Genomic DNA, 1,158 nt, shown 5'->3' on the forward strand with positions numbered 1-1,158 from the left:
GCCCGAGGTTGACGCCGAGCAGCGGCGCGCCCGCCGGACGGGCCAGGTCGGCGGCGCGCAGCAGCGTGCCGTCCCCGCCGAGGACGATCACGACCTCCACCCCCTCCGCGGCGGCCGGGGTGCGCGGCCAGACCTCCACCACGTTCGGGCAGCCGAGGTCCTCGGCCTCGCCCGCCAGCGCGCGGACGGCGATGCCCGCCTCGGTCAGGCGGCCGATCACCAGCTGCGCGCTGCGGACGGCCTCGGCCCGCCCGGTGTGCGCGACGACCAGCACCGTCCTGTCGCTCATCGGCGGACCTCCCCGGCGGCGGTGCACGGAATCTCGATCACTGGGGTCCCTCCGCGACGGCGCGCTCCAGGTCTGCCTCGGCCAGCGGCGGCGCGCCCGCCCGCAGCCACAGGAAGTACTCCACGTTCCCCGACGGGCCGGGCAGCGGGGACGCGGTGACGCCCAGCACGCCGAGGCCCAGCGTCGCCGCGTGCGCGGCCACGTCCCGCACCGCCTCGGCGCGCAGCGCCGGGTCGCGCACGACCCCGCCCGCCCCGACGCGGCTCTTCCCCACCTCGAACTGGGGCTTCACCATGATCGCGTAGTCGGCGTCCGGCGCTGCGCAGCGCTGGATCGGGCCGAGCACCAGCTTCAGCGAGATGAACGACAGGTCGCCGACCACCAGGTTCGGCGCCTCGTTCTCGGGCTGGCCGAGCTGCCTCGGCTCCAGGTCGCGGATGTTGACCCGCTCCAGGACGGTCACCCGCTCGTCGGTGCGCAGCGACCAGGCGATCTGCCCGTACCCCACGTCCACCGCGTACACGTGCGCCACGTCGGCGCGCAGCAGGACGTCGGTGAACCCGCCGGTGGACGCGCCCGCGTCGAGCGCGACACGGCCCTTGACGTCCAGGGCCTCGAACGCCGCCAGCGCGCCCGCGAGCTTGTGCCCGCCGCGCGACACGTAGTCGGGGCCCGCCTCGTCCTCGGCCACCAGGATCGCCGCGGCCGCGTCCACCTGCGTGGCCGCCTTGCCTGCGGCCTGCCCGCCGACCTTCACCCGGCCGTCCGCGATCAGCTGCCCGGCGTGCTCGCGGGACCGTGCCAGACCGCGCCGCACCAGCTCGGCGTCCAGCCGCCGGCGGCTCACGCCCCGCCTCCCGGCGCCATCG

Annotated in this window: 2 protein-coding genes; both read right to left on the reverse strand. The window is 76.8% G+C overall.

Annotated elements, in window-relative coordinates; genetic code table 11:
* A partial coding sequence (locus AB0J52_RS41615; protein WP_500188799.1) for an NAD(+)/NADH kinase occupies nucleotides 1–289 on the reverse strand: 289 nt, incomplete at its 3' end.
* Nucleotides 290–326: 37 nt separating this feature from the next.
* The gene (locus AB0J52_RS41620) at nucleotides 327–1,136 is read right to left on the reverse strand and encodes a TlyA family RNA methyltransferase (RefSeq protein WP_500188801.1); all 810 of its coding nucleotides are present in this window, start codon (nucleotides 1,134–1,136) and stop codon (nucleotides 327–329) included.
* Nucleotides 1,137–1,158 lie beyond the last annotated feature (22 nt).

Origin of the sequence: Spirillospora sp. NPDC049652 (genome assembly GCF_040675125.1) — a bacterium.
Lineage (GTDB): Bacteria > Actinomycetota > Actinomycetes > Streptosporangiales > Streptosporangiaceae > Spirillospora.